Source organism: Yinghuangia soli (assembly GCF_021502675.1).
In the GTDB taxonomy this organism is placed as follows: domain Bacteria; phylum Actinomycetota; class Actinomycetes; order Streptomycetales; family Streptomycetaceae; genus Yinghuangia; species Yinghuangia soli.
The window spans coordinates 34,813-61,155 of the sequence record NZ_JAKFHA010000015.1 but is presented as its reverse complement, the minus strand read 5'-3'; the positions used below and the strand labels follow the sequence as shown (position 1 = coordinate 61,155).

Genomic DNA, 26,343 nt, shown 5'->3' with positions numbered 1-26,343 from the left:
GCCCCGCGCCCCCCCGGCTGGGGGGGGGGGGGCCCCCCCCCGGCGGCCCCCCCCCCCCACGGGTCCTGCTCGTTCTGCTCGTCCTGCGCGTACCGGTCGAGCTCAGCCGCCGGTCAGACCTCGATCACCCGGATCGCCGGGTGATCGACGGTGTTGAGGTACAGCTTCTCCTTGCTGTTCTCCCGCTCGAGTTCGAGGATCAGCCGGTAGCGGTAGACGCCCGGCTTGGCGGTGCTCAGCACCGTCCCCGCCCAGTAGTAGTAGACCGGGGTGAGCGGGGAGCGCATGCGGTCCGGCATGCCGTAGATCTTCAGCTCGGAGAAGTGCCGCCGTTCCGCGACGTCTTCCTCGTCGCCGAGCTCGGTGTCCAGGAAGACGATGTTGTTGATCTTCGGCATGGGCGGCCAGGTCCCGTCCAGGCGCCGTTCCATGTCCATCGGCCGCACGATCCAGTTGATGACCTGGCCCTGCTTGCACACCGTCTCCAGGCGGTTGGTGCCCTGGCCGGTGCCGCCGATGCTGTTGTCCATCATGTACATCGCGCCGGCCAGCATGCCGGACTCGGTGGCCCGCTCCATGTCGACGAGCGTGACGATGTTGAGCTGGACCGAGTTGAGCTGGCCGGGGTTCTGCTTCTCCTCGGTCGCGCTCGGCCGGGGTTGCGTGCTTGTGGTCACCTTGCCTCCTTCGCGCTTCTCCGGGCGGGACGGATGCCCGCGTCCGGCGCCGTCAGCCCGTGAGCGTGGGCGACAGGGTGGTCGGGACGGACTGGGCCCTGGTACCGACCAGGAACCGGATCTCGTACGGGACGGGCTCGGCGGGCAGCTTCTTGACGATGCCGGTCCAGTACGCGACGTCGGTGCCCGGGTAGACCTTGCGCTCCGGCTCGCACACCTCGGGGTCGATGACCACGGCGTCGATCCCGACGTACGCCTCGCACTCCAGCGCGAGGCAGTTCCACAGCAGCTTGTCGCCGACCGCGGCCTTGGTCTGGAGCTCCTCGGTGCCGAAACCGGCCGAGCCGCCCGCCTTGTTGGTGTCGTACAGGTACAGCTGGCCGGACATGCTGCCGGTGGCCAGCACGCCGACGCAGTCGACGACAGCGGTGATGGAGATCGGGCGCTTGGCCGGTGCGGGGGTCTCCCGCGCCCGCGTCTTGGCGGTCATCCGGTGCTCCTCGCGGACTCGGTCACGGCGTCGGTCCCGGCGTACCCTTCGGTCGGCGGAGCGTGCATGGGGACCGGCAGGTAGCCCATCCCCGCCTTCGTGAAGGCGTTCCGCTTGGGCTCGGAGGTGATCCGCAGACTGGACGTGCAGGTCAGGTTGACCGGGTGCCACAGCGCCTGGCCGTCCTGCACGACTAGCTTGTGGAGCTGGATGCGCATCGTGTACGCGTACGAGCCGGGCCGCGAAGTGTCCACGGTGGCCGACCAGTACCAGCCGTCCGTGACCATGTCCGGCGAGCCGTACTCGGCCGGGTACATGATCTTCTCGTCGACCGCCTCGCCGTAGATGTCGGTGATGATCGGCCCGGGGTAGCTGTACGACCCGGTCCCCAGGTCGCCGACGACCTCGCCGGTGACGTCGAGGACCTTCTCGTTCGACAGCCGCCCGCTGGTGCGCCGGGTGGTCTTGATGCGGGTGCCCACCGACTTGCGGATCTTGTCGAGCCGCCCGGCGGTGTCGGCGCCGGCCGCCGGGCGGGCGGCCAGGGCGTCGAGTTCGGCGAGGGCTTCCCGGTCGGTCTGCCGGGCCCGGTCCGACTGGTAGCCGCGCGGGACCGTGGGCGGGATGGAACCGAGGCTGTAGGGCAGCCAGTTGAGGACCTGCTCGCTGGCCTGCGAGCCGTCCGCCCAGTAGGCGCCGTTGATCGCGGTGACCAGGCCGCCGGTGCCCTGTCCGTCCGAACCGTGCAGCTTCATGTTGTCGAACAGGTAGGTGTTGCCGTCCAGCGTGCCGTCGGCGATGGCGTTGCCGACGTCCACGAGCACGATGATCGCGAGCTGTTGGGGCATGGCTCCTCCTTCCTACACGCTCATCAGGGCCGGGAGGTCGACGTGCATGATGCTGTTGTCGCCCTCGTACATCTGGAGTTCGAGGCGGTACTTGTACGGCACGCCGGGCGTCATCCAAGGCGGCACGAGGCCGATCCAGACGTCGAGGTCGAGCGTGTCGCTGTCCCCCGCGCTCCCGGCCCCGGCCTCGCCGTTCGACAGGCTCGCGTCGGAGCCGTTCGCGTGCGGGAAACCGCCGTTCGCCGCGATCGGCGCGGCGTGCTGCGGCTGCCATGCGACGCCTTCGCCGCCCAGCGGGTCGAGGAACCGGATGCTCTTGATGTCGACCGGCGTCTGCAGGTCGACGGCGAGCGCGGTCCACTGCACCGCCTGGCCGGGGCAGACGAGGGTGCACAGCGCCGGCGTGCCTTGTCCGGTGCTGCGGTAGTCGCCGTTGTCGACCATGCAGAGATTGCCGTCGAGCAGAGTGCGGGCCGACAACGCACCGATCACGTCGACGACCGCCATGATGTTCACCTGCGGCTTCATGCTCACTCCCTTCGGGGTTCCGGGGTCGCGCGGCTGGCCCGGTCGCGCACGAGTGGCACCTTTCCGACCGCCGTGCGCTCGATCGCCGGCGACAGTCTGGGGACGAACACCAGGCGGAGGCCGTAGCCGGTCTTCTGGACCGAGGCCGGGTTGGCCTCGCCGTGGTTGAACAGCGACAGGGCGCGCGGCAGGGCGTTCACGAAGATCCGCTGGACGCCGTCCAGGCCGAGCATCATGTCCTTGCGGTAGGTCAGTCCGACCACGTCGTCGACGGATGCCAGCAGCGTGATCGTCTTGGCCTCGCGGTGGTTCACGAACTGGACTTCGTGGGCCGCCTCGTCCAGGTCCACGACGCCCGCGTTGCGCAGCTCGGTGGCGAGTGCGGCGTACGCGCGGGCGGCGGAGTACTGGCTGTCGTTGATGTGCAGGATGTCGCCGGTGCGCCCGGCGAACTCGAACTGGTCGGCCTGCAGGCCGGGTCCGGCGAGTCGGGGACGCCGGACCATCCGGTCGCCCAGCTTCAGGCGCAGCAGCGGAGCCTCGTGCGCGTGCAGCCGGGTGACGACCAGTTCGCCTTCCTCGCCCTCGGCGACCCAGCGGCCGTCCTCGTCGACGATCTCGACGAGGTGCAGCCCGGGCACCGCGGTCAGCCAGGGCGTGGCCGGGTGCAGCTGCAGGCCGATGGTCTCGGCCTGGGTGGCCGCGAAGTAGCTGAGGATGACGAGGTTGGGGTAGACGGCCTGGAGCTCGGCGCGCTTGCGGTGCGGCAGCACGCCGCTGCCGTACAGCGCGATACGGAAGGTCTCCCGGGCCTCGCGGTTCAGCCCCGCGCCCAGTTCGCCGAGGATCGCGATGCCGGCCGAAATGCCCATCAGTGCCTTGGCACCGGGGTAGGAGAACATGTGCTCGAAGACCGGTGCGGTGACCGGGCCCGCACCGATGTAATTGACCCCGGGCACCTTGGCCAGCACGCCGCCGACCATCGTGCCGCTGCTCCACATCTGGTAGTCCGCCAGCGTGGTGAACAGCCACTTGGGGCCGTCCGGCGGGAAGTGCGCGGCGAGCTGGTAGTCGCCCATGAACTGCCCGGCGATGTCGTACGTGTCGGCCAGTTCCCGCAAGGCGTAGACGACTTCGAGCGGGCTGCCGGAGCTGGTGCCGCCGCTCGCGACGACCTCGAACCCGCCGCGGTCCAGCGGCACGACCAGGCCGGGGCGGGCGCCCATGTAGAACTCCCGCTGGACGTCCTTGTCGGACAGCGGGATGTCCTGCCATTCCTCGTAGGTAGCCGGTGCCCGGTCGATGCCGGCCGCGGCGAGCCGGTCCCGCCAGGCCGGGTTGAGCAGGACGGTGTGCACCATCTGCTGCAGGCGCCGCAGTTCGAGGGCCGCGGTGACGTAGTGCGGGAGTTCGGTGTACGGGGTGCGGGAGACCCGGCCGCATTCGCGCATCTTCGCGGCGAACGCCGGCAGCTTCGCCACCGCGTCGACACTGGCCGGCCGCCACTCGCGGTCCGGGATCAGCCGGGCGGCCAGCGCCCGGGCGGCTTCGGGATCTGCCGGCAGGCCGGCGGTCGCGGAACGCTTGGCGGCCGGGCGGGCCGTGGCGTTCTGCGGGGTGTGCACGGTGCTCAATGGACGTCCCCTTTCCACGCTGCTTTTGGCACTCTGGGGTACGGGAATCGGTGGTGCTGGGTACGGGAATGGGTGGCGCTGGGTACGGGAATGGGTGGCGCGCGAAATTGCGCCGGGTGGATGCGTGCTGCGTGAAATGCGCTGTTCTTCACGGCCGTTTCACCGCGAAGCGGCTCCGGCGTGCAGGAGTTCGCGGCCGGCCTTGCGGATCTCGGTGAGCAGCAGACGGAAGTGCGCGGTGGTCGTCTCGTGGTTCATCATGACCACCCGAAGAGCCGCGACGCCGTCCACGTCGACCTTCGAGATGAAGAACTTCCCCTGGTGCTTCACCCGGCTCCGGACGGCCACCTGAAAGCGGTGGACGGCTTCTTCGGAAAGCCCCGCGGGGCGGTGCCGGAAGCACAGGATGTTCGCCTCGGGCCGGTGCACGGTCTCGAAATCCGGAGTGGCCTCCAGGATTTCGTACGCATCGCGGGTCAGCCCGCACAGATATTCGATCTTCTCGGCGAACAGGGCCCGGCCGTAGATCGCCCAGAGCGCCCACAGCGTCATGATCATCGGGCGTTTGGTGCATTCGAAGTTCTTGCCGCCGCTGTCCAGTGCGGCGTAGATGTCGGGCTCCTCGTCGAACACGTAGCTGGCCTGCTGGCGGAACGCGGCCAGGCTGTGCTCGCGGTTCCGGTAGAACAGCAGCGTGCAGGGCGCGGGCACGAACATCATCTTGTGCGCGTCCCAGGTCAGCGAGTCGGCCTCGGCGATGCCGCGCAGCGCGCCGCGCAGCTCGTCGGACACCAGCAGGCTGGCGCCGTGCGCGCCGTCCACGTGCAGCCAGCAGTCGCGCTCATGGGCCAGGTCGGCCAGTTCGCCGATCGGGTCGAAGGCCCCCACCGAGGTGGTGCCCGCCGACGCGACCAGGCAGAACACCCGCAGTCCGGTGCGGGCCGCGCGGTCCAGTGCGGACCTGGCCTGCGCCGGGTCGATGCGGTAGTCCCGGTCCAGCGGCAGCCGGACGATCTGCTCCTCGCCGATGCCCATCACGCCGGCCGCCCGGGACACGCTGTAGTGCACGTCGGCGCCGACCGCGATGGCCGGCCTGGCGCCGCCGGCCAGTGCCGCGCCGCCGTGCGACCAGTAGTCCGGGAACGCCCGGTTGCGGGCCGCGAGCAGCGCGGTCAGGTTGGCCAGCGAGCCGCCGGAAGTCGTCACCATCGCGAAGCTGCCGGCCGGCCAGCCGATGAAGGAATTCAGTTCGTCGGCCATGATGCGCTCGACGGCATTGGGAAGTTGGCCGGCCTCGTAGAACGACGAGGGCTGGTTGACCACGGAGCTGACGAAGTCGATGACACCGGCCAGCGGCACCACCCCGGAGAACTGCCGGCCCATGTACGAGGGCGAATGCACCTGGATTCCGGTGGCCAGGTACAGGTCGACGATCGCGGCGAGTTTCTCCTCGTCGAAATCCGCGATCTTCTCGCGCTCCTCGGTCATGAGCGCCCGGGCCGCCGCGATGAGCCGTGCCGGATCGGACAGTTCCAGACCGCGGAGCGACTGGTCGGCCAAGTGTTTCTCCAGTTTGGCCAGGACGGTCTCGGAGTTCTCCCGGAACAACTTGGCGTCGAACGTCGCGGGCAGAATCGTCACGCGGGCCTCCCCCTAAGAGTTCGCCGGCGAAGGCAGGGCAGCCGGAAACTCCTGCCACCCACCACCGGCCCAGGACCGGGAATACCGACGGGCGGCTGTCGGAAATCCCCGGGACTACCCGCGGCCGGCACCCCCACCGGCCACGTCCACAACCATACGTATTTTCTGGCCGACTCCTCCGCTTTTTCCGGTCTGACCGGAAAACGCCGCACCGGTCGGCGCTGTGCTGCGTCTCCATGGCGCTGCGCCACGGACCGCGACCTCGCAACTCATCGCGTCACCGGGCGACTTCAGGCGGTGAAAGCGGATCGGGGCATGCCGGTTCGGCCGGCCGCGGGCGCGTTCGGGCCAGCGGCGGCACGGCGCCAGGCGGGAGCCGGCGTTCCGCATGTCCGGGAACGCTCCGTGGCGCATCGCTCACAGGTTGTGTCCGTGGCGCAGCGGGCGTGGCGAAGGGTGTTCAGCGCGCCCCGAGTTCGTGGCGGGCGTCGGCGAGGATGCGGAGGACCGCGAGGGTGTCGTCCAGCGGCATCACCGGGGATTCGGTACGGCCGGCCCGGACCATGTCGCGCACTTCGCGCAGTTCGCCGGCCAGCGCCTCGTCCGCGCTCTCGATGACGAACTCCTGCGCGGCGGCGCCGTCGTACGGCTGCACGGTGACCCGGGTGGCGGCGTGGAAGGGCATCGCGAAGTCGGCGCGGGCCTTGGTGCCGACCACGCTCGCGGTCATCGGCAGCAGGGTGAGCAGGGAGGTCTCCAGGAGCGCGTGCGCGCCGCCCGGCCAGCGCATGAGCAGCGCCGCCTCGGCGTCGACGCCGCTGGGGCCGAGCGAGCCGGCGACCGCGACCGATTCCGGCGAACCGAGGAGCAGCTGGGCCAGCGCGACCGGGTAGACGCCCAGGTCGAGCAGCGCGCCGCCGCCCAGCTCCGGGTTCCACAGCCGGTGGTCCGGGTCGTAGGGGAACGGGAAGCCGAAGGAGGCGTGCACCGAGCGGACTTCGCCGAGCTTCCCGTCGTCGGCGAGCTCCTTGACGCGGCGGACCAGCGGATTGAACCGCATCCACATCGCCTCCATGAGGAACACCCCGGCGGCCCGGGCCTGCGCGGCCATCGCCTCGGCGTCGGCCACGGTCGCCGCGATCGGCTTCTCGCACAGCACCGCCTTGCCCGCGGCGAGGGCGAGTTCGACGACCTCGCGGTGCTGGGCGTGCGGGGTCGCGACGTAGACGGCGTGCACGCCGGGGTCGGCCATGAGCTCCGCATAGGACCCGTACGATGCGGCGGCACCGTGCCGGGCGGCGAAGTCGGCGGCGCGCTCCTTGCTGCGCGAGCCGACCGCGGCTATCCACATGCCGGGCTCGGCGGCGATCACCGCGGCAAGCGTCGCGGCGATGCCACCGGTCGCGGCAATCCCCCAACCGAACTCCTCGGCGGTGTCTGCGGCAGTGTTCGGCGACGGGTGCACGGGGTTCCTCCGGGGACGGTCGGCACAGCAGGGGACGGACGGAAGGGACGTCGGTGTCGGTGTCGGCGTCGGGCGTGCGGGGGCCGGTCAGCCCTGGCGGCGCAGTTCCAGGCGCTGGAGCGTGAGCTTGAGCCACGCGATGTACGCCGCGGTGGACGCGTAGCCGTGCTCGTGCGCGAGCAGGTGGACCTCGCGCGCCCAGGCCGGGTCCAGTTCGGGGATCTGCGGCTCGTAGTGGTCGCTCAGGTCGAGGACGCCCATGGGGCTGACATGCGCCATCCGGTACTCGAGTTCGGCGCGGACCACCGCGATGGCGATGTCGGGGTGGAGCTGCCCGCCGAAGACGAAGCGGATCAGGAAGTCGGAGTCCATCGGCCGCGCGGCCGGCTCGAACGGGGACCGGGCCCATTCCAGGAGCGCCTCGCGGCCCGCGTCGGTCATGCGGTAGACCTTGGCGTCCGGACCGCGGTCGCGCGCGTCGATGTCGAACTCCACCCAGCCGCGCTCGACGAGCTTGGCGAGCCGGCGGTAGATCTGCGGCAGTTGGACGCCGTAGCCGATGTACTTGAGCGGGCCGTCCATCCACTTGCGCAGGTCGTAGCCGGAGAACCGGCGCATCGCCAGCAGCCCGAGGATGACGAAGTCGAGTTGCATGCCCGTCCTTTGACCGCGCCGGTCACTAGAGACCCATGAATCCAGTGATGATAGCCGAATAAGCTGGCCATCCAGCATATTCGGCCCTCGTCATACCCTCGCCATAGCTTCGGACTTATATAGCCGACCGGGAGAATACGGCGAGGCGGCCCGCCGCGCGGCCGGCCGGGATACCGTGGCCGCGACGTGCGGAGGATGCGACCGGGGCTGGGGGCACAGGTGGGAAGAGCTCGGCGCCGGGCGGCGGTTCTGCTGGCGGTCGCGGTCCTGCAGGCCGGACTCGCCGGCTGCGCGGACGGCGGCAAGACCGGCAAGGCCGGAGCGGGCAGCCCGGCGCCCGCCTCGTCGGGCGCCGTACCGAATCCGCCGACCGAGCCGGTCCCCGCGTCGGCGCCCGCCGAGACGGCAACCGCGTCCGCCGCCCCGACCACGCCTCCGGCCGAGTCCCCGACCCCCTCGGCCACCCCGGCCGCCACTCCCGCGACCCGGCCGCCGGCCACGGCGACGAGCGCCCGCCCCCAGCCGCCCACCACCCCCGCGAAGCCGCCCGCCCCGGCGTTCCCGGTACCGGTCCAGGTCGGCGACGCCCGGCAGGTCGTGACCGTCCAGGCACGCGGCAGCTACGCCACCGTCGCCACCTGGCAGCGGGAGGCGGACGGGAGTTGGACCCGCCGCACGGTGACCGAGAACGCCCGGATCGGGTCGGGCGGCGTGGTGCCGGGCGCGTCCCGGACCCAGAACACCAACACCACGCCCGCCGGGACGTACACCCTGACCCAGGCCTTCGGCATCAACGCCGATCCGGGCACCGCGCTGCCCTACACCAAGGTCGGCCAGGACCACTGGTGGGTGCAGGACAACAACTCCGACTACTACAACCAGATGCGTCTGGGCAGCCAGGGCGGCTTCGACAAGACGCTGCCGGAGAGCCACACCAACGGTTCGGAGCGCCTGATCACCCACGATCCGGCATACCGCTACGCCGTGGTCATCGACTTCAACCGCTCCCCCGCGGTGCGGTACCGCGGCGCGGGGATCTTCCTGCACGTCAACGGGTCCGGTGCGACGGCGGGGTGCGTATCGGTGCCGCAGGACTTCCTGGCTGCCGCGCTGCGCTGGCTGGACCCGGCGCAGAAGCCGCGCATCGCCATCGGCTGACACCGCCGCGCCATCTGGGAAACGGTCGGCAGGTGCCGCGGGCGCCGGTCAGGAAACCTGGCCGCGGGCCGCCGCGGTGGCCCGCTTGTGCGCCTCGACCGGGTCCACGCCGCGCGCCTTGAGCAGCTTGACCAGCACCGCGACCACCTCGCGCGTGCGCAGCAGTTCGGTGGCCAGGTTCATGGCGCCGACGTCCTCGACCCAGTCCGCGAGCGCCCGGGCGCGTTCGGCGCCGGCCATCTCGTCGTGGCGGCGCAGCGCGGCCGGGAAGTCCACCCAGCAGTCGAACGGCGAGGACGCGGGGAGCACCGGCTCGGTGCGCGGGCGCGGGAGTTCGGTCACGGCGTCGACCTCACGGGACGAGGGGTACCTGCGGTCACCGCGCACTCTGCCACGGGCGGACCACGGAAATCGACACCCCCGCGGGTGCCGGTGCCGCCGCGGCCCCGCAGGGCCGGGTCCGTCAGGCCGGGCGCGGCACCGCGGCGAAGGCGGGCAGCGTGAACCATCCCGGGACGCCCCGCCGCAGCTCCTCCGGGCCGTGCACGCTGACGCCGCCCGAGCGCAGCGCGTCCGACCAGGCCAGGTCGCCGCGCCACACCTCGATGAGGCGGCGCAGGCTGGCGGTCACCGTCACGGTCACGTCGAATCCGGGGTCCGCATCGCACAGGTCGGCCTCGCCGCCGGAGATCACCAGCCACCAGTCGCGCAGCTTGGCCGGCACGTCCGGGAAGTTGAACCGCACTACCGTGCGGCCGTCCGGCACCGCGCTGCCGTCGACGCTGCGGCGCATGTCCCACAGCAGCAGCTTGGGATCCAGGTCGACATCGCCCAGCTCGCCCACCCAGCGCACGCTCCAGGCGCTGAGCGCCTCGACGACCGGGCGCAGTTCGCGGCCCGCCTCGGTGAGTTCGTATCGCACCTCGGAGCCGTCCGCGACCCGCTCGACCAGCCCGGCGCGGACCAGGGTGATGAGCCGTTTGGACAGCAGCGTCGGGGACATCCGCGGCACGCCGCGCCGGATCTCGTTGAAGCGGCTGCTGCCCGCGACCATCTCGCGCACGATCAGCAGCGTCCACCGCTCGTCGAGCAGTTCCATGGCCTTCGCCACCGGACAGAACTGGTAGTACGAAGCACCCATGCGAACAGGTTATCGCCGCGCGCCGCTCGCCCGAGGCCGGTCGGTACAGATCCTGTACTAGGCCGGGGCCTTCCCGGCTCCCTACTGTCGTTTGTGGAGGAGCGCGGCAAACTCCCGCAACAGGGCGGGAAGTTGGTCATCGCGCCCAAGGAAAGGGAACGATCGTGGGGGACACGGAAGCAAAGGGCGGCCAGGGGGCGGCGGAGGCGGCCGCGGCCGACCAGGCGTTGAAGGCCAAGCACAAGGCCATGTGGGCGCTCGGCGACTACCCGGCGGTGGCCACCGAGGTCATCGCCGAGCTGGGCCCGGTGCTGGTGCGGGCCTGCCAGGCCGGCCCCGGCACCCGGGTGCTGGACATCGCGGCCGGCTCCGGCAACGCCGCGATCGCGGCGGCGCTGACCGGGGCGGACGTCGTGGCGTCCGACCTCACTCCGGAGCTGCTGGAGACCGGCCGCGCGCACGCCGCCGAGGCCGGCGCCAAGCTCGAATGGCAGCAGGGGGATGCCGAGGACCTGCCGTACGGGGACGGCGAGTTCGACGTGGCGATGTCCTGCGTGGGCATCATGTTCGCACCGCACCACCAGGCGAGCGCCGACGAGATGCTGCGCGTGGTCCGGCCGGGCGGCACCCTCGGGGTCGTCAACTGGACGCCGCAGGGCTTCATCGGGCAGATGTTCGCCACCATGAAGCCGTACGCCGCTCCCCCGCCGCCCGGTGCGCAGCCCGCACCGCTGTGGGGCGACCCGGAGCACGTGCGCGCGCTGTTCGGCGACCGGGTCACCGACGTCGTCGCCGAGCGCCGCATGCTGCGCGTCGAACGCTTCGGCAGCCCGGAGGAGTTCCGCGACTTCTTCAAGGCCTGCTACGGCCCGACCATCGCCACCTACCGGTTCATCGCCGAGGACCCGGAGCGCGTCGCCGCGCTGGACCGCGACCTCGCCGACCTCGGCCGCCGCTTCGGCGCCGCCGACGGTTCGGGCGCGATGGAGTGGGAGTACCTGCTCCTGACCGCCCGCAAGGCGGACTGACCAGGAAAGCCGCCCCGGCCCGGCGACAAGATCTTTCCACCCGGAGGATCTGTTGCCGGGCCGCTCCGCGGTCCTAATGTGTCGCGACATGCGACGTATGACGAAACGACGCTGGGGCACCACGGCGACCGCGCTCGGGTGTTCCATGCTGCTGTTCGCCGCGGTTCCGGCCTCGGCGACCGGCGACGGTGCGGCGGGGTCCGGAGACCCCTACTTCCCGCTCGCCGGCAACCAGGGATACGACGTCGAACACTACGACCTCGCCCTGGACTTCACTCCATCCACCCACACACTGGTGGCCCAGGCCACCATCACCGCGGAGGCCGTCAAGGATCTGCGGAGCTTCAACCTGGACTACTCCGGTCCGGCGATCCAGCGCATCCAGGTCGACGGCCGCCCGGCCGCGTTCCGGCAGGACGGCCAGGAGCTGACCGTCACGCCGGACCGCAAGGTGCGCCGCGGCAAGGACTTCAAGGTCACCGTCTGGTACGCCGGGCAGCCGCAGCAGCTCGACGACCCGACGCTGGGCGTCTACGGCTGGATCAACACCGACGACGGCGCGGTGGCCCTCAACCAGCCGGACGGCGCGCGGACTTGGTACCCGGTGAACGACGACATCCGGGACAAGGCCACGTACACCTACCGGATCACCACGCCGAACGGCACGACCGCGCTGGCCAACGGCGAGCCGGTCGGCAAGCCGGTGGTGCGCGGCGACCGGACCACGGTCGTCTGGTCGATGCGCAAGCCGATGGCCAGCTACCTGTCGATGGTCGCCATCGGCAAGTACAACGTGACAAACGGCAAGGTCGGGAAGCTGCCGAACATCACCGCGTACGACCCGGCGCTCCCGGTCACCGACGCCGACCTGCACCGCCTGACGGCCGAGGCGTCGGTCTGGGGCAAGGCCGAGTTCGGCCCGTACCCGTTCGACTCGACGGGCGGGATCCTGGACCGGATCGGCGTGCACTACGCGCTGGAGACGCAGAGCCGCCCGGTCTACGACGGCACGGCCCGCGAATCCACGATCGTCCACGAGATCGCCCACCAGTGGTACGGCAACAGCGTGACGCCGAAGTCGTGGGCGGACATCTGGCTCAACGAGGGCTTCGCCACGTACGCCACGTGGCTGTGGCGCGAGGAACACGGCGGTGCCACCGCGCAGTCCGTGTTCGACGGCCTGTACGCCACGCCGGCCGGCGACCCGTTCTGGAACCTCAAGACCGGCGACCCGGGCCGCGACGAGATCTTCAACGGCGACGCCATCTACACGCGCGGCGCCATGACGCTGCACGCGCTGCGCATGAAGATGGGCGACCAGGACTTCTTCAAGCTCCTGCGCGACTGGGCCGACAAGTACAAGTACCGCAGCGCGGATTCACGTGATCTGCGCAAGCTCGCGGAGAACATCTCGGGCAAGGACCTGCGCCCGTTGTTCGAGGCCTGGCTGTACACGGCTGCCAAGCCGGGCACGCCCTGACCTCTGCCGCTCCGGTGACCGGGCGCGGCGGCTTCGGCCGCCGCGCCCGGTTCCCTGCCGGGGGACGGCGACTCGGCGCCGGTGCTTGGTACGCATTCGGCCAAGATCCCGCGTACCCCCGTCCACACCGGGAGGGCGGGGCCCTACTCTGGTTCGCCGTGACCCACGCTCAGGAACAAGACGCGCCGCCGCCGTTCGACCCCGCGGCCGCGCGCGCCGCCCGCAACGTCATGGCGCTCACCCCCGAGCGCGTCGCCGCGACCCTCGCGTCGTACGGCGTCAACGCCTTCCCACGGGACGTCCGGGCCTGGGAGGACGGCACGCTCGCCCCGAGCGAGGCCGAACTCGTCGGCCTGGCCAGTGCGCTCGCCGTGCCGGTCGAGCGCCTGATGGGCGACGCGCCGACGTCCCTGATGTCCCGCCGGCTGCGCGCCGGGATGTCGCGGGCCGACATCGGCCGCAAGGTCGGCATGTCCGAGGCCACCTGGACGCGTCTGGAGCGCACCAACACGTGGCGTGCCGACGAGCGGCGCACCGAGGCCCTGGTGAAGGTCCTCGGCGGCCTGTCGCACCGCGAGTTGGTCGAGGTCTCCGGCGGCGGCCCCGAACTCTCCGGGCACCTCGCCCGGTGCCTGGCCGACGGCCGCCGCACCGCGCACCTGGGCCCGATCACCGAACTCCTCGGCGCCCGGCGCCGCAAGGTCGGCGAGGCCCTGGAGGCCCTGGCCGCCGAGTTCCCCCCGGACACCGTCAAGCCCGCCGAGGGCGCCGAGGGCGCCGACCCGGAGCTCCCCGACGGCGCTCTGGACCGCTTCTGGTCCCACCTGGGCAACCCGCCGGCCGACCCCTTCGCCCCCGCCGTGTGGCGCCGCCCGCCCAGCCGGGGCTGACCGGGCACGGCCGATCGGACGCGCCGCGCCGGGCATACCCGCGGGAAGTTGCGGCAGGCTTCTTGTGGTGTTTGCCCGGCGGCAGTGCGCAGTTCCGCGGTGGCTTCGACATTGAGCGGCGCACGCATGCCCGGCATGCGCGCCGCACCATCGGACCACCGAAGGAGACACGCCCGACGTGAACGCCATCGACCGTCGCAGGTTCATGCAGCTGGCAGGCGGCACCGCCGCGCTGTCCGCGCTCTCGGCACCCATCGCCCGCGCGGCGGCGATCCCGGCCCACCGGCGCACCGGCACGCTGAAGGACGTCGAGCACATCGTGGTGCTCATGCAGGAGAACCGGTCCTTCGACCACTACTTCGGCACGATGCGCGGCGTGCGCGGCTACGGCGACCCGCACCCGGTGACGCTGCCCAGCGGCAAGCCGGTGTGGCACCAGTCGGACGGCACCAAGGAGGTGCTGCCGTTCCGCCCGGCCGGCACCGATCTGGGCATGAAGTTCCTGGAGGGCACGCCGCACGGCTGGAACGACGGCCACCAGGCCTGGAACCAGGGCAAGTACGACGGCTGGCTGCCCGCGAAGGGCCCGGCGACCATGGCGCACCTGTCGCGCGGCGACATCCCGTTCCACTATGCGCTGGCCGACGCGTTCACGATCTGCGATGCGTACCACTGCTCGCTGATGGGCCCGACCGACCCGAACCGCTACTACATGTGGTCGGGCTACACCGGCAACGACGGGGTCGGCGGCGGTCCGGTCATCTCCAATGCCGAGCTGGGCTACGGCTGGACGACGTACCCGGAGCGCCTGGAAGCGGCCGGTGTCTCTTGGAAGATCTACCAGGATGAGGGCACGGGCCTGGACGCGGCCGGGTCGTGGGGCTGGACCGACGACGCGTTCATCGGCAACTACGGCGACAACTCGCTGCTGTACTTCAACAACTACCGCAACGCGCAGCCCGGCAACCCGCTGTACGACAAGGCCCGCACCGGTACGCGCGTATCGCAGGGCGGCGGCTACTTCGACATCCTGCGCGAGGACGTGAAGGCGGGACGCCTGCCGCAGGTGTCCTGGATCGCCGCCCCTGAGGCGTTCAGCGAGCACTCGAACTGGCCGTCGAACTGGGGCGCCTGGTACATCTCGCAGGTGATGGACGCGCTCACCGCCGACCCCGAGGTGTGGAGCAAGACCGTCCTGCTGATCACGTACGACGAGAACGACGGCTTCTTCGACCACGTCGTGCCGCCGTTCGCCCCGAACGGGCCCGCGCAGGGCAAGTCCACGGTGAGCGTGGCGGGCGAGCACTTCACCCCCAAGCCGGGCGACCGCAGCCTGGCCGGTGCGTACGGCCTGGGGCAGCGCGTCCCGATGCTCGTGGTCTCGCCGTGGAGCAAGGGCGGGTACGTGTGCTCCGAGGTGTTCGACCACACCTCGATCGTGCGCTTCATCGAGCAGCGCTTCGGGGTGCGCGAGCCGAACATCTCGCCGTGGCGGCGGACCGTGTGCGGCGACCTGACCTCGGCCTTCGACTTCGGCAGGACCGACCCCAAGCGGCCCGCGCTGCCCAGCACCGCCGCCTGGGTGCCGGCCGACCACGACCGGCACCCGGACTTCGTGGCCACGCCGCCCGCGGTGCCGCAGCTGCCGCAGCAGGAGAAGGGCGTGCGGCCCGCCCGCGCGCTGCCATACGACCTGTCCGCGGACTCCCGCGGCGGCGCCGACGGCCGGCTGCGCGTCGACTTCTCCAACCCGGGCAAGGCCGGTGCGAGCTTCTTCGTGACCTCGACGACGCAGCCCGGCGGTCCGTGGACCTACACGGTCGGCGCGGGCCGCGAGCTGTCCGAGACGTGGGACGTATCGGCGGCCGCGCAGGGTGCGTACGACTTCGCGGTGCACGGCCCGAACGGGTTCCACCGCCGCTTCGCGGGGCGGGCCGGGCAGGCCGGCCTCGAGGTGCGCGCCCGGCACCGCGGCCGCAGCGGCAGCGTGGAGGTCGTGCTCGCCAACGAAGGCGCCGAGACGATCGAGGTGCTGGTCGCCGACGCGTACGAGCGCGGCCGTCCGGAGAAGTACCGCATCCGGCCCGGGAAGTCCGCGGTGCACGAGGCGCACCTGCGGGACAGCCGCGGCTGGTACGACCTGACCGTCACGGTGCTCCAGGCGCCCGGCTACCTGCGCCGGATGGCCGGGCACGTCGAGACCGGCCGGCCGGCCACCAGCGACCCGGCGTTCGGGCGCGGCTGACGCGCACCCGGTACACATGCCTCCGCCCCGGTTCGTCGGACGAGCCGGGGCGGAGATGTGTGCTTGCTACGTTGCGGCGTCGGCCTCGCTGCCGAGCACCCGGAGCGCTCCGGCGGCCGGCTTGCCGAACTCCCACCAGGCGTCCGGCTTCGCCGCGTCGTCGACGTCGATGCGGTCGCCGGGCCGCGGCACGACGAGCCGCGTGCCGGTCGCCTCGGCCTCCCGGCCCAGCCGCTGGACCGGTTCGGACCAGGCGTGCGGGGCCAGGTTGAACGTGGCCCAGTGCACCGGCAGCATGACGTTGCCGCCGAGGTCGAGGTGGGCGGCGACGGCCTCTTCGGGGTTCATGTGGATGTCCGGCCAGTTGGCGCTGTACGCGCCGATCGGCATCAGGGTCAGGTCGAACGGGCCGTGTGCGGCGCCGATCCGGACGTACCCGTCGAAGTAGCCGGAGTCGCCCGCGTAGAAGACCTTGCGGCGCTGGCCGGCGACCACCCACGAGCCCCACAGCGTGTCGTTGCGGCGCAGCGTGCGGCCGGAGAAGTGGCGGGCCGCGGTGGCGGTGAAGCGCAGGCCGCCGACCACTGCGTCCTCGTCCCAGTCGAGTTCGATGATGCGGTCGGCGGGGACCTGCCAGCGTTCGAGGTGCGCGCCGATGCCCAGCGGCACCAGGAAGGGCGCGGACTGCCCTGCGGTGAGGGCCAGGATCGTGGCGCGGTCGAGGTGGTCGTAGTGGTCGTGCGAGATGACCACCGCGTCGACCTCGGGCAGCATGGTCAGCGGTACCGGCAGCGGGTGCAGGCGCCGCGGGCCGACCAGCTGCGACGGGGACACCCGGTCGCTCCACACCGGGTCGAAGAGCACCCGGTGGCCCTCGATCTCGACCAGCGTGGTGGCGTGGCCGTACCAGATCGCGCTCACGCCCTCCGCGGAGCGCGGCGTGGCGGGCCTGGCGACCAGCGGGATCTCGCCGGCGGGCTGCCGCGAGGCGCGGTCGCGCATCATCTGCGCGGCGATCCCGGGCGCGCTGCCGGGCTCCACGAGACTGGCCGGCACCGAGTTGTGGAAGGTGCCGTCCCGGTACTGCGGGGAGCGCAGCATGCGCTCCAGCCGCTCCCCCGACGCGGTGCCGCCGAGCTCGGCGGGCACGTCGCGCAGCGCCCACCCGGCCGCCGCCAGCGCGGCTCCGCCCGCGGCCAGCCGCCGCACTGCCTTCATCCCCATGGGAAAGCTCCTCCTGGATCGCCTCTTCCCATTCAACCCCGCAAGCCCGCGTGCGCTTCCGCACGCGCCACACGAAACGCGGGGCGGCCGGTCGGTCAGCCGGTGAAGACCTCGACCAGCGACCAGATCGCCAGGCCGAGCATGCACAGGCCGCCGATCCGCTGCACGGTGCCGAGCGGTACGCGCTTGGCGATGAACCGCCCGGCGAGCAGGGCGAGCGCGGAGACCGTCATCAGGGCGGCGGCCGAGCCGATGGCGGTGGACCAGGTGCCGTTGGAGGCGGCCAGGTTGGCGGTGGTGATCTGGGTGAGGTCGCCCCACTCGCTGATGAAGACGGCCATGAAGGCGGTCGTGTACACCGGCCAAAAGCCGGTGACGGTCTTGCCTGCGGTGTCCTCGTCGCCGTCGTCGCCCGCGCCGCCGCGCAGCAGCATGAACGCGCCGAAGCCGAACAGCGCCGCGGAGACGAGCTTGACCAGCCAGTCGGGCAGCAGGCCGATGAGGCTGCCCGCGCCGACCGCGATGGCGACGTGCACGATGAACGCGCTCGACGTGCCGAACCACACGTAGAGCGGGCGCATCCGGGTGCCCATCGCCAACGACGCGAACATCGTCTTGTCCGGGAGCTCGGCGAGGAAGATCAGCCCGAAGGCGGTGAGGACCGCCACGAGATCGAGGTGCATGGCCGGGGCTTTCTGGCACGGGGCCGGACCGCAGGCCTTCGACGTGCCGTGAGGCGGCGGAGAGGACCACTCGGCCCGGCACGACTTGCGCGCCCGCGGATGCGGACGCGTCGATACCGGAGCCGAAGGTCTCGCCCGCCTGCGCAGTGCACGGGCCCGGCCACCGGGAGCCCGAGGGCTCCAGCATGTCGACGACCGGTTTGCGGGGCTACTCCCCTTCGCAGTGATCAAGAGTACCGCAGGCGTGACGACGGCCCGAATCCGACACCCCGAGCCCCTGCCGGGATGCCCGCCGCGGGCGGCTTAGCATGCGGGGATGGTGCACGATTTCGAACTCGCGCTGCTGCGCCGCTGCATCGGGCTGGCCGAAGAGGCGCTCGAGGCCGGCGACGAACCTTTCGGCTCGGTCCTCGCGGGGCCGGACGGGACGGTCCTGGCGGAGGACCGCAACAGAGCGGCGGGCGGGGACCGGACGCGGCATCCGGAGTTCGAGCTGGCCCGCTGGGCCGCGGAGCACCTGTCGCCCGAGGAGCGGGCGGCCGCGACCGTCTACACCTCCGGGGAGCACTGCGCGATGTGCTCGGCGGCCCACGCGTGGGTCGGCCTGGGCCGGATCGTGTACGTCGCGTCGACCGCGCAACTCGTCTCCTGGCTGGACGAGTTGGGCGTGCCCGCGGCGCCGGTGCTGCCGCTCGCCGTGCGGGAGGTCGCGCCCGGCATCACCGTGGAGGGCCCGGTCGCGAGCCTGGAGGCCGACATCCGCGCGCTCCACCGCCGCTTCCACACAAAGGCCTGATGCGCCTCAGGCCGTCCGTGCGGTGAGGCGCACCTGCGGGTCGAGGCACCAGTCCAGGACGGCCTGCCACGAGCCGTACCCGGCGTCCATGTCCAGGTGGGCGCCGCCCGGCACCACATCGACGTCCAGGCCGAGCGGCCGCCCGAAGACCTCGGCCGCGCCGCCCGGGCAGTACGGGTCGTCGTCGCCGGCCACCAGCCGGGTCGTCCCGGCCGCGGCGGCCATCTGCGCGGCGGTCGGTGCGCCGCCCGCAAAGGCCGCGACCTCCGGAAAGCCCCGCAGGACCGCGTCCGACGGCGGCGCCACCAGCAGCACCCGGTCCGCGCGCACGCCGCCGCGGGCCGCGGCATGCAGCCACAGCGAGGCGGACAGGCTGTGCGCGACCACCACCCGCTCGCCCGTGGCGGCGTCTTGCTGCGCCTTGAGCTCCGCGTCCAGGCGCGACAGCCATACGCCCAGGTCAGGGGTGTCGGGGTCGGGGAGCTGGGGGTACGCGACCGCCGCACCGCGGTCGGTGAGCGCGGCGGCCAATTGGTACTGCCAATGACCCTCGGGGCGGTGGTTCTGCCAGCCGTGCAGGATCAGGAACGCGGCGGCCGGGGTCGTCGCGGTGGCCGGGGTGGTCGGGGTGGTCTCCATACCGGAGATCCTTCCGGCCCCGGACTCATCAGGTCCAGTTAACGTTTCTGCATGGAACACATCAGCGGATCCTTCACCATCGACCTGCGGCGCCTCGGCGCCCTGCGCGAGCTGGATCGGCGCGGCAGTCTGGCGAAGGCCGCCGAGGCGATGCACCTGACGCCCTCGGCGGTGTCGCAGCAGCTGACCGCGCTGTCCCGGGAGCTGGGTGTGCCACTCGTCGAGCGGCACGGGCGCGGGGTGCGGCTGACCGGCCAGGCCCGGGTGGTGCTGCGGCATGCCGAGGTGATCGCCGCGCAGATGGAGCGCGCCCGGGCCGATCTCGCCGCCTGGGAGGACGGGCAGCGCGGGAACGTCGCGATCGGCGCGTTCTCCAGCGCGGTCGGCGGCCTGCTGCCGGGAGCGCTGACCGGGCTGGCCGCGGCGCGGCCCGACATCACCGTCGCGGTCCGCGAGTCGGAGCCGCCGGACCTGTTCACGCAGCTCGACGCGGGCGAGGTCGACGTGGCCGTGGCGGTCGACTTCGCGGCGTCGCCGGCCTCGTCCGATGCCCGGTACGTCCGCACCGAGCTGCTGGCCGACGTCCTGGACGTGGCACTGCCCGCGGGACACCGGCTGGCCGGCCTGGCCCGCGTGCCGCTGCGCGAACTGGCCGCCGATCCGTGGGTCGTGGGGGACGCACGCAGCTGCTGCGGGGCGGTGACGCGGTCGCTGTGCGCGGCCGCGGGCTTCACACCCGACATCCGGCATGCGGTCGGCGACTGGCAGGCACTGGCCGCGCTGGTGGAGGCCGGGGCGGGCGTCGCGCTCGTACCGCGGCTCGCGCAGCCGCTCCACCGGCCGGGCGTCGTGCTGCGCGCCCCGGACGGCCCGGCTCCCGTGCGGCACATCTTCGCCGCGGTCCGCGCGGGTGCGGAGCACAACCCGGTGCTCGCGGCGGTGCTGGAGCAGCTGACCGCGGCGGCCCGCACCGCGGCGGCGTACGCCCCGGCGGGCTAGGGCGGAGCGGACCGCAGGGGCTTTCGGGGAAGGCCGTTGACAGAAGCAATACGAACGTTCATATTGATTGTCATGGCGAGAGCATCGAAGAAGGACCAGATCCTCGACAAGGGGATGCAGGCCGTGCGCCGGACCGGCCTGGTCGGGTCGAGCGTCCGCGACATCACAGCGGCGGCCGAAGTGCCGCTCGGCTCTTTCGGCAATCACTTCGCGTCCAAGGAGCAGTTCGGGCTGGCGGTCATCGACCGCTACTTCGCGGACGTGCGGACCGTCATCGCGGCGACGCTCGACGACACCTCGCGGCCGCCGCTGGCGCGGCTGCGGGCGTACTTCGACGCGATCACCGACCGGCTCGCGGACCGCGGCTGGCACGACGGCTGCCTGATCGGCAACACCAGCATCGACTCGACGGAGACCAGCGAGGCGATCCGCGGCCACCTGTCCGAGGTGTTCGCGGAGTGGCACGAGCCGTTCGCCCGCTGCCTCGCCGCGGCGCAGCGCGACGGGGACATCGAACTCCCCATGGCTGCCAACGACTTCGCGGACTTCCTGATGGCCTCGTGGCAAGGCGCGATGCTGCGCATGAAGGTGGAGCGCTCGCCCGAGCCGCTGGAGCGGTTCAAGACGGTCGTCTTCGGGACCCTCCTCGCCCCGCGCGCCTGAACCACCGCTTCTGCACCCCTGCACCGGACCGTACGCACGCCCACTTCGCAAGGACGGTACGACCATGAGCACGCAGACCCACTCCCCCGCGCACACCGCCCCCGCCCCCGCACCTGCCGCCGCCCCGGCCGGCCCCGGGGCCGCCGACCCGCACCCGCGCCGCGAAGCCGCGGTGCTGGACACCCGGATGAGCTACGTCGACACCGGGCACGGCGACCCGGTGGTCTTCCTGCACGGCAACCCGACGTCCTCCTACCTGTGGCGCAACGTCATCCCGCACCTGGCCGGCGACCGCCGCTGCCTGGCGCCGGACCTGGTCGGCATGGGTGCGTCCGGTCCGATGCCCGGCGGGCGGTACCGGTTCGAGGACCATGTGCAGTACCTGGACGCGTGGTTCGACGCCGTGCTGCCCGAGGGACAGGTCACCCTCGTGCTGCACGACTGGGGTTCGGCGCTCGGCTTCCATTGGGCACACCGGCACCCGGAGCGGGTCCGCGGCATCGCGTACATGGAGGCGATCGTGCAGCCGCGGCTGTGGGCGGACTTCCCCGAAGGCCGCGACGGGCTGTTCCGCCTGATGCGCAGCACCGAAGGCGAACGCCTGCTGCTGGACGAGAACTTCTTCATCGAGACCGTGCTGCCCAAGAGCGTCCTGCGGCCGCTGGAGGAGGCCGAGATGGCCGCCTACCGGGCGCCGTTCCGGACCCGCGAGTCGCGCATGCCCACCCTGATGTTCCCGCGCGAGCTGCCCATCGACGGGACCCCGGCGGACGTCGCGGCCACGGTCGAGGCGTACGGCCGCTGGCTGGCCGGTTCCGCGGTGCCCAAGCTGCTGATCTCCGCCGAGCCGGGCGCGATCCTGGTCGGCCGGGCCCTGGAGTTCGCGCGTACCTGGCCGAACCAGCGCGAGGCGGCGGTGCGCGGGATCCACTATGTGCAGGAGGACTCCGCGGCCGAGATCGGCGCGGCCGTCCGGGAGTTCGTGCTCGGGCTGTGACCGCGCCGGCAGGCGATCCATGCCGTCCGGACATGGATCCATGCCGTCCCGGCGATCGGGCGCCGCGCACGTTCCGGCGTCCGATCGCGCGTGCTACGTTCCGGCTCCATTCGAGCCGAGGGGGCGCCGGACGTGAGCACGACAGACCGCAGCCCGAGGCCGGTGAAGCTCGGCACCGTGCAGGAGACGCTGCTGCCGACGCTGTACGCACGCGCGGTCGAGACGGCCAAGAAGAAGGGCATCCTGCACGATGCCAAGGCCGCCGAGATCGTCGCGGCGGTCGACTACGACTTCACGAGGTTCGACGGCTCCGCGACGCTGCCGCTGACCGTGCTGCGCACCCTGATCCTCGACCAGTGGGTGCTGGACTTCCTGGCCGAGTACCCGGCCGGCACGGTCGTGGAGATCGGCGCGGGGCTCAGTTCGCGCTTCGAACGGCTGGACAACGGCCTTGCGCACTGGATCGAACTCGACCTGCCGGACTCGTTGGAGCTGCGCCGCAGGTTCTTCGCCGATGCGCCGCGGCGGCGCATGCACGAGGCGTCGGTGCTGGACTCGGACTGGTACGCGCGGGTGCAGTCCGCGCCCGCGCCGTACCTGTTCGTCCTCGAGGGCGTGCTGCTGTACTTCCCCGAGGAGCAGGTCCGCACGGTGCTGGGCGGGGTCGCCCGCGCGTTCCCCGGCGCGCGGCTGGCCTTCGACACCGCGTCGACGGGGGTGGTGGAGAACCAGGAGCACCCGGCGCTGAAGAAGGAGCTCGCCGCCGAGTTCGTGTGGGCGTGCGACCATCCCAAGACCGTCGAGGACTGGGGCATCGGCCTGTCCGCGCTCGACTCGCGCGGCCTGGTCGAGCTGCCGGAGGCGACGCTCGCGCGCATGACGTTCGGGCAGCGGCGCGGCATGGCGGTGGCCCGGGCGGTGTTCCGCAACAGCGCGGACGCGTACCGGGTCAACCTCTTCACCGCCGCGCCCCCGGCGGGGACGCGGTGACCGGGGCGGTGCGGTCCTGGACCGAGTCGTCGCTGCTCCTGGCCGGCGCGGAGGGCGGTCCCGGCGACGAGCAGGGCACCGCGCTCCTGCTGCACTACGGCGACCTGCCCGCGGCGACCGCGGCGGAGGACCCGGCCGGGGAGGCACCGCCGGTGCTCCTGGTGCACGGCTACGCGGGCAGCATCGCGGACTGGGACGGCGTGGCGCCGGAGCTGGCCGAGGACCGCCGCGTCGTGGCGTACGACCACCGCGGGCACGGCGCCAGCACCAAGTTCGGCGACCGGCGCGCGTACGGCCTCGACCTGCTGGGCGCGGACCTCGAGGCCTTCGCGGCCCGCATGCTGCCGGGGCCGGTCGACCTTGTCGGGCACTCGATGGGCGGCGTGCTCGCCCTGCGGTACGCGCTCGCGCACCCCGAGCGGGTGCGTTCCCTGGTGCTCATGAACACCGCCCCGGAGCCGGCCTCTTCGTGGGGCGTCCGGCTGCTGTTCCGGCTGCTGGACGTGCTGGTCCGGCGGCGCGGCATGGGGCCGGTGATGTGGTTCGTGGAGCGCATGGTCCCGGTGCCCGGCGACGCCTCGCCGCGGGACCTGGCCCGGATGGAGCGGCAGGCCGCCGCGGTGGCCGGGATGGACCCGGCCGCGTTCGTGGCCCTCGGCAAGGCGATCCGCTCGTACCCGTCGCTGCGCGACCGGCTCAGCGCCGTCGCGTGCCCGGTCACGGTCCTCAGCGGACCGCACGACCCGGGCCTCCAGACCGCCGCGGCACACCTGGCCGCAGGCATACCCGGCGCCCGGCTGGTGGTGCTGCCGGGCGCCGGGCACAACTCGCAGACCGAGGCCCCGAAGGAGTGGCTCGAAGCGGTGCGCGACCACTTGGCCCGCGCGGCCGGCACCCCGGCAAGCCCCTGAGCCGGAGGGACTAGCTGCGGTAGACGATCACCTTGTCGCCGACCTGGGACTCGGCGAACAGCTTCTCGACGAGCGGCTTGTTGCGCACGTTCACGCAGCCGTGCGAGGCGCCCTTGTAGCCGTTGGCGGCGAAGTCGGGCGAGTAGTGCACGGCCTGGCCGCCGCTGAAGAACATCGCGTACGGCATGGGCGTGTGGTACAGCGTCGAGACGTGGTCCTTCGACTTGAAGTCCACCTTGAACGCGCCTTCGCGCGTGGGCAGTTCCTGGGAGCCGAAGCGCACTTCGAAGGAGTACTGCGGCACGCCGTCGATGAGCCAGGTCAGCTGCCGGGTGGTCTTGTCGATGCACATCGCGCGCCCGGTCATGCAGCGCGGGTCGTACTTCGCCTTGGCTTCCTCGGTGGCCGACGGCTTCGGCTTGGGCGGCGCGGTGGTCGACGGCTTCGCGGAGGTGGTCGGCGCGGTCGGCGACTGCGTCGGCGGGGTCGGCTTGCCGGACGGCGTCCCGGACTCCGTCGCGGACTCCGTCCCGGGCTTGCCCGAGGCGTCGCGCTGGGTGTCCGTCCCCGGCTTGGCGTTCTTCTGGCCTCCGGTCGCCGATGCGGACGGCTTGCCGGTCGCGGTGGTGCCCGGCGCGGTCGGGCGGTCCGTCGCGGTGGCACTCGGCGGCGTGGCCTGCGGAGTCGGCGTCGCGGCCGGCGGCGGCACGGAGGCAGGCGCTGCGGCGCTGTCGCGGTCCGTCGACGGGGACTGGCTGCTGCCGCAGGCCGCGGTCGCCAGAATCGCCGCTGCTGCGGCCGTCACCATCGCTATGCGCGTCTTGCTCACTTGCGGACCTTCCGTGACCTGCATCACTACGGGGACAGCAAACTTCCACCCGTTTGGTGTCGGCTTGCTCCACAAGGGTGACATGCGAAATGTCCGGTTCGTGTCACACCCCGGTCCGAACCCGGCGTCCCGGGAATCACAAAGCACTACGCTCTGTCACATCGCTCCCGGCCATCCCCCTGGACTCCGGGGCCTCCGCTGCAGCACAGTGCGGCTCATGATCCTTCCCAAGGTGCGGGATCCGCGCTTCATCACGGTCCGCCGGGGCGGGACGCTCAGCGATGAAGATCACCATCTGCTCGCGCTGTGGGCGGCCGCGTGCGCGGAGCATGTGCTCGGGCTGTTCGAGGCGGTCCGGCCCGACGATCCGCGGCCCCGGGCGGCGATCGAGCACGCCCGGGCCTGGGTGCGCGGCGAGGTCAAGATGATGGAGGCGCGGGCGGCCGGCGGTCATGCGATGGGGGCGGCGCGGGATCTGCGCGGCGCGGCCCGCAATGCCGCGTACGCCGCGGGGCAGGCGGCGGTGGTCGCGCATGTCGCTGCACACGAACTGGGTGCCGCGGCGTACGCGGTCAAGGCCGTCCGGGCGTCGGTGCCGAAGGCCGAGAGCGCCGAGGCCGGCCGCCGCGAGTGCCGCTGGCAGCGCGGGCAACTCCCGGAGGCGATCCGCGCACTGGTGCTCGACGACCAGCGCCTGCGCAACGACATCTGCTGGCACGCCTTCGACTGCTGAGCCGGGACCGAGTTTTCGCTCCGGACCGATCGATCTTCCGAAGCGGAATCGCTACCTTCGGTTCGTGACTCTCCAGCAGCTGCGCTATCTCGTCGCGATCGCGGAGCACGGCGGCGTCTCGGCGGCGGCCGAGGCGCTCTTCACCGCGCAGTCGGCCCTCACCAGGGCCGTGCAGGCCCTCGAACGCGAGCTCCGGACCGCGCTGCTGGACCGGCGCCCCGGCCGCGGGCTGCTGACCCCGGAAGGCGAGCAGGTCGTGCTGCTCGCCCGGCGCGTGCTGCAGGGCGTGGAGGCCATCGCCGGCAGCCTCGCCCCGGCCCGGGACCTCCCGGCGCGCCCGGTCCGGCTGGGTGCCAGCGCCTCGGTGGCGATCCACATGATCAGCTCGCTGGCGCCGCGGTTCGCCCGGCTGATGCCGGACGTCACCGTCGACGTCGTGCAGTTCTCCGACCACGCGATGATCTTCGAGGCGCTGCGCAGCGGGGCCCTCGACCTCGCGGTGACCGATCTGCCGTGCCCGGCGGACCTGGAGTCCGACCTGCTGCATCCGTACGAGGTCGTGCTCGTCTCGCCGCCGGACGTGGCGCTGCCCGATCCGGTCCCGTGGCAGGCGCTGGACCGGCTGCCGATGGTGCTGCCGTCGCGGACCGGGGCGCGACGGGCGGACTTCGAGGAGTTCTTCGTCACCGCCGGGATACGCCCGGTGCCGGTGGTGGAGACCGACGAGCGCGGCGCGTGGATGACCACGGTCGCGGACGGCCGGGCCTCGCTGCTCTGGTACCGGGACCTGTCGGCCTGCTTCGGCGGGGTCGCGGTGGTGCGGTCGTTCGACCCGCCGATCCGGCGCAGCATGGAACTGGTCACCGCGCGCCACCCGCTGCGGCCGGAGGTGCGGGCCTTCTCGAAGTTCGCGCGGCAGGCGGGGGTCCGCCCGCCCGGCAGTACGCCGTAGTCCGCCGGCCCGGCAAGAAGGTCCGGGAACGCCGCTGCAACGGCGTTC

27 protein-coding genes are annotated in these 26,343 nt (G+C 72.2%); 13 read left to right on the top strand and 14 right to left on the bottom strand.

Going from position 1 to position 26,343, the window contains the following annotated elements:
• Positions 1-113: 113 nt before the first annotated feature.
• The 8 genes from LZ495_RS23815 to LZ495_RS23780 all read right to left on the bottom strand — a co-directional run bounded on the left by LZ495_RS23815 (position 114) and on the right by LZ495_RS23780 (position 7,937).
• On the bottom strand, positions 114-677 hold the full coding sequence (locus tag LZ495_RS23815) for a DUF8788 domain-containing protein (protein WP_235054897.1): 564 nt from the start codon (positions 675-677) through the stop codon (positions 114-116).
• Between the two features lie 52 nt (positions 678-729).
• On the bottom strand, positions 730-1,167 hold the full coding sequence (locus LZ495_RS23810) for a DUF8788 domain-containing protein (protein WP_235054896.1): 438 nt from the start codon (positions 1,165-1,167) through the stop codon (positions 730-732).
• A complete protein-coding gene (locus LZ495_RS23805) occupies positions 1,164-2,015 on the bottom strand; it encodes a DUF8788 domain-containing protein (protein ID WP_235054895.1) in 852 nt (283 codons plus the stop codon). Before LZ495_RS23805 ends, LZ495_RS23810 begins: the two co-directional genes overlap by 4 nt.
• Before the next feature lie 12 nt (positions 2,016-2,027).
• Positions 2,028-2,543: a DUF8788 domain-containing protein gene (locus LZ495_RS23800; protein ID WP_235054894.1), complete on the bottom strand. Its 516-nt coding sequence runs from the start codon at positions 2,541-2,543 to the stop codon at positions 2,028-2,030.
• A 2-nt stretch (positions 2,544-2,545) separates the two neighbouring features.
• Positions 2,546-4,177 (bottom strand): phenylacetate--CoA ligase family protein, encoded by a 1,632-nt coding sequence (locus LZ495_RS23795; RefSeq protein WP_235054893.1) that lies wholly within the window; start codon positions 4,175-4,177, stop codon positions 2,546-2,548.
• Positions 4,178-4,336: 159 nt separating this feature from the next.
• Complete coding sequence (locus LZ495_RS23790; protein ID WP_235054892.1) at positions 4,337-5,818, bottom strand: pyridoxal phosphate-dependent decarboxylase family protein; 1,482 nt, start codon at positions 5,816-5,818, stop codon at positions 4,337-4,339.
• A gap of 460 nt (positions 5,819-6,278) precedes the next feature.
• Positions 6,279-7,283 carry a Gfo/Idh/MocA family protein gene (locus tag LZ495_RS44980; protein WP_235054891.1) on the bottom strand — a complete coding sequence of 335 codons (1,005 nt, stop codon included), beginning with the start codon at positions 7,281-7,283 and terminating at the stop codon, positions 6,279-6,281.
• An 87-nt stretch (positions 7,284-7,370) separates the two neighbouring features.
• The gene (locus LZ495_RS23780; RefSeq protein ID WP_235054890.1) at positions 7,371-7,937 is read right to left on the bottom strand and encodes a PadR family transcriptional regulator; all 567 of its coding nucleotides are present in this window, start codon (positions 7,935-7,937) and stop codon (positions 7,371-7,373) included.
• 219 nt (positions 7,938-8,156) lie between these two features.
• On the opposite strand from LZ495_RS23780, the gene LZ495_RS23775 reads away from it, so the two are divergent.
• Complete coding sequence (locus LZ495_RS23775; RefSeq protein WP_235054889.1) at positions 8,157-9,095, top strand: L,D-transpeptidase family protein; 939 nt, start codon at positions 8,157-8,159, stop codon at positions 9,093-9,095.
• A 48-nt stretch (positions 9,096-9,143) separates the two neighbouring features.
• Here the strand turns inward: LZ495_RS23775 and LZ495_RS23770 are convergent, their stop codons facing one another.
• Positions 9,144-9,437 carry a hypothetical protein gene (locus tag LZ495_RS23770; RefSeq protein WP_235054888.1) on the bottom strand — a complete coding sequence of 98 codons (294 nt, stop codon included), beginning with the start codon at positions 9,435-9,437 and terminating at the stop codon, positions 9,144-9,146.
• A 121-nt stretch (positions 9,438-9,558) separates the two neighbouring features.
• The gene (locus LZ495_RS23765) at positions 9,559-10,236 is read right to left on the bottom strand and encodes a winged helix-turn-helix transcriptional regulator (protein WP_235054887.1); all 678 of its coding nucleotides are present in this window, start codon (positions 10,234-10,236) and stop codon (positions 9,559-9,561) included.
• Positions 10,237-10,400: 164 nt separating this feature from the next.
• On the opposite strand from LZ495_RS23765, the gene LZ495_RS23760 reads away from it, so the two are divergent.
• From LZ495_RS23760 to LZ495_RS23745, 4 genes are all read left to right on the top strand, one after another.
• The gene (locus LZ495_RS23760) at positions 10,401-11,264 is read left to right on the top strand and encodes a class I SAM-dependent methyltransferase (protein ID WP_308268601.1); all 864 of its coding nucleotides are present in this window, start codon (positions 10,401-10,403) and stop codon (positions 11,262-11,264) included.
• A 97-nt stretch (positions 11,265-11,361) separates the two neighbouring features.
• Complete coding sequence (locus LZ495_RS23755) at positions 11,362-12,744, top strand: M1 family metallopeptidase (protein ID WP_235054886.1); 1,383 nt, start codon at positions 11,362-11,364, stop codon at positions 12,742-12,744.
• A gap of 158 nt (positions 12,745-12,902) precedes the next feature.
• On the top strand, positions 12,903-13,634 hold the full coding sequence (locus LZ495_RS23750; protein ID WP_235054885.1) for a helix-turn-helix domain-containing protein: 732 nt from the start codon (positions 12,903-12,905) through the stop codon (positions 13,632-13,634).
• Positions 13,635-13,812: 178 nt separating this feature from the next.
• Complete coding sequence (locus tag LZ495_RS23745) at positions 13,813-15,879, top strand: phosphocholine-specific phospholipase C (protein WP_235054884.1); 2,067 nt, start codon at positions 13,813-13,815, stop codon at positions 15,877-15,879.
• A 66-nt stretch (positions 15,880-15,945) separates the two neighbouring features.
• Here LZ495_RS23745 and LZ495_RS23740 read toward each other — a convergent pair whose 3' ends face one another.
• Positions 15,946-17,103, bottom strand: a complete 1,158-nt coding sequence (locus LZ495_RS23740; RefSeq protein ID WP_235054883.1) for an MBL fold metallo-hydrolase — start codon at positions 17,101-17,103, stop codon at positions 15,946-15,948.
• Between the two features lie 95 nt (positions 17,104-17,198).
• On the bottom strand, positions 17,199-17,786 hold the full coding sequence (locus tag LZ495_RS23735) for a TMEM165/GDT1 family protein (protein WP_235054882.1): 588 nt from the start codon (positions 17,784-17,786) through the stop codon (positions 17,199-17,201).
• Between the two features lie 316 nt (positions 17,787-18,102).
• Here LZ495_RS23735 and LZ495_RS23730 point away from each other — a divergent pair, with 316 nt between their 5' ends.
• Complete coding sequence (locus LZ495_RS23730) at positions 18,103-18,582, top strand: nucleoside deaminase (protein WP_235054881.1); 480 nt, start codon at positions 18,103-18,105, stop codon at positions 18,580-18,582.
• A gap of 6 nt (positions 18,583-18,588) precedes the next feature.
• Here the strand turns inward: LZ495_RS23730 and LZ495_RS23725 are convergent, their stop codons facing one another.
• Positions 18,589-19,221, bottom strand: coding sequence for an RBBP9/YdeN family alpha/beta hydrolase (locus LZ495_RS23725; RefSeq protein WP_235054880.1), 633 nt, complete (start codon positions 19,219-19,221; stop codon positions 18,589-18,591).
• Positions 19,222-19,272: 51 nt separating this feature from the next.
• Here LZ495_RS23725 and LZ495_RS23720 point away from each other — a divergent pair, with 51 nt between their 5' ends.
• The 5 genes from LZ495_RS23720 to LZ495_RS23700 all read left to right on the top strand — a co-directional run bounded on the left by LZ495_RS23720 (position 19,273) and on the right by LZ495_RS23700 (position 23,781).
• Complete coding sequence (locus LZ495_RS23720; protein WP_235054879.1) at positions 19,273-20,220, top strand: LysR family transcriptional regulator; 948 nt, start codon at positions 19,273-19,275, stop codon at positions 20,218-20,220.
• Between the two features lie 72 nt (positions 20,221-20,292).
• On the top strand, positions 20,293-20,883 hold the full coding sequence (locus LZ495_RS23715) for a TetR family transcriptional regulator C-terminal domain-containing protein (protein ID WP_235054878.1): 591 nt from the start codon (positions 20,293-20,295) through the stop codon (positions 20,881-20,883).
• 64 nt (positions 20,884-20,947) lie between these two features.
• Entirely contained in the window at positions 20,948-21,880 is a 933-nt protein-coding gene (locus LZ495_RS23710; RefSeq protein WP_235054877.1) for a haloalkane dehalogenase, read from the top strand.
• A gap of 132 nt (positions 21,881-22,012) precedes the next feature.
• Positions 22,013-22,870 (top strand): class I SAM-dependent methyltransferase, encoded by an 858-nt coding sequence (locus LZ495_RS23705; RefSeq protein WP_235054876.1) that lies wholly within the window; start codon positions 22,013-22,015, stop codon positions 22,868-22,870.
• A complete protein-coding gene (locus LZ495_RS23700; protein WP_235054875.1) occupies positions 22,867-23,781 on the top strand; it encodes an alpha/beta fold hydrolase in 915 nt (304 codons plus the stop codon). The genes LZ495_RS23705 and LZ495_RS23700 overlap by 4 nt, the downstream gene beginning before the upstream one ends.
• Positions 23,782-23,791: 10 nt before the next feature.
• Here LZ495_RS23700 and LZ495_RS23695 read toward each other — a convergent pair whose 3' ends face one another.
• Positions 23,792-24,610 carry a L,D-transpeptidase gene (locus tag LZ495_RS23695; RefSeq protein ID WP_235054874.1) on the bottom strand — a complete coding sequence of 273 codons (819 nt, stop codon included), beginning with the start codon at positions 24,608-24,610 and terminating at the stop codon, positions 23,792-23,794.
• Positions 24,611-24,827: 217 nt separating this feature from the next.
• Between LZ495_RS23695 and LZ495_RS23690 the strand changes: the two genes are divergently transcribed.
• Positions 24,828-25,343 (top strand): putative immunity protein, encoded by a 516-nt coding sequence (locus tag LZ495_RS23690; RefSeq protein ID WP_235054873.1) that lies wholly within the window; start codon positions 24,828-24,830, stop codon positions 25,341-25,343.
• A 64-nt stretch (positions 25,344-25,407) separates the two neighbouring features.
• On the top strand, positions 25,408-26,295 hold the full coding sequence (locus LZ495_RS23685; RefSeq protein WP_235054872.1) for a LysR family transcriptional regulator: 888 nt from the start codon (positions 25,408-25,410) through the stop codon (positions 26,293-26,295).
• The last annotated feature ends 48 nt before the right edge of the window (positions 26,296-26,343 follow it).

What these genes read in the sequence shown, in the direction of transcription:
- LZ495_RS23810 (WP_235054896.1), bottom strand. Translation starts at nt 1,167, where the DNA reads ATGACCGCCAAGACGCGGGCGCGGGAGACCCCCGCACCGGCCAAGCGC.
- LZ495_RS23805 (WP_235054895.1), bottom strand. Translation starts at nt 2,015, where the DNA reads ATGCCCCAACAGCTCGCGATCATCGTGCTCGTGGACGTCGGCAACGCC.
- LZ495_RS23800 (WP_235054894.1), bottom strand. Translation starts at nt 2,543, where the DNA reads ATGAAGCCGCAGGTGAACATCATGGCGGTCGTCGACGTGATCGGTGCG.
- LZ495_RS23780 (WP_235054890.1), bottom strand. Translation starts at nt 7,937, where the DNA reads ATGCAACTCGACTTCGTCATCCTCGGGCTGCTGGCGATGCGCCGGTTC.
- LZ495_RS23765 (WP_235054887.1), bottom strand. Translation starts at nt 10,236, where the DNA reads ATGGGTGCTTCGTACTACCAGTTCTGTCCGGTGGCGAAGGCCATGGAA.
- LZ495_RS23755 (WP_235054886.1), top strand. Translation starts at nt 11,362, where the DNA reads ATGACGAAACGACGCTGGGGCACCACGGCGACCGCGCTCGGGTGTTCC.
- LZ495_RS23740 (WP_235054883.1), bottom strand. Translation starts at nt 17,103, where the DNA reads ATGGGGATGAAGGCAGTGCGGCGGCTGGCCGCGGGCGGAGCCGCGCTG.
- LZ495_RS23735 (WP_235054882.1), bottom strand. Translation starts at nt 17,786, where the DNA reads ATGCACCTCGATCTCGTGGCGGTCCTCACCGCCTTCGGGCTGATCTTC.
- LZ495_RS23730 (WP_235054881.1), top strand. Translation starts at nt 18,103, where the DNA reads ATGGTGCACGATTTCGAACTCGCGCTGCTGCGCCGCTGCATCGGGCTG.
- LZ495_RS23725 (WP_235054880.1), bottom strand. Translation starts at nt 19,221, where the DNA reads ATGGAGACCACCCCGACCACCCCGGCCACCGCGACGACCCCGGCCGCC.
- LZ495_RS23720 (WP_235054879.1), top strand. Translation starts at nt 19,273, where the DNA reads ATGGAACACATCAGCGGATCCTTCACCATCGACCTGCGGCGCCTCGGC.
- LZ495_RS23715 (WP_235054878.1), top strand. Translation starts at nt 20,293, where the DNA reads ATGGCGAGAGCATCGAAGAAGGACCAGATCCTCGACAAGGGGATGCAG.
- LZ495_RS23710 (WP_235054877.1), top strand. Translation starts at nt 20,948, where the DNA reads ATGAGCACGCAGACCCACTCCCCCGCGCACACCGCCCCCGCCCCCGCA.
- LZ495_RS23690 (WP_235054873.1), top strand. Translation starts at nt 24,828, where the DNA reads ATGATCCTTCCCAAGGTGCGGGATCCGCGCTTCATCACGGTCCGCCGG.